Raw genomic sequence first — 206 nt, forward strand, 5'->3', positions numbered from 1 at the left:
AAGCCGCGCGGTGTGCCGCGTGTTGATGACCGGAGGGTTCTGAACGGCATCCTGTGGCGCTTTCGAACGGGCTCGCCATGGGCTGATATTCCCGAGCGATATGGTCCCTATACCACCTGCTATAACCGGTTTGTCCGATGGCGCAAGGCTGGGGTCTGGGATCGCCTTCTGATTGCCATCAGCAAGGCTTATGATGGCGACATCGT

General features: G+C 58.7%; 1 protein-coding gene. It reads left to right on the top strand.

All coding sequences use genetic code 11. From position 1 onward, the window contains the following. Window positions 1–206 (top strand): transposase (locus tag AQ1_RS12540; RefSeq protein WP_042087915.1); only part of this gene is annotated, 206 nt, incomplete at both ends.

The organism is Iodidimonas nitroreducens, from assembly GCA_000710935.1.
In the GTDB taxonomy this organism is placed as follows: Bacteria; Pseudomonadota; Alphaproteobacteria; order Sphingomonadales; family Rhodothalassiaceae; genus Iodidimonas; species Iodidimonas nitroreducens.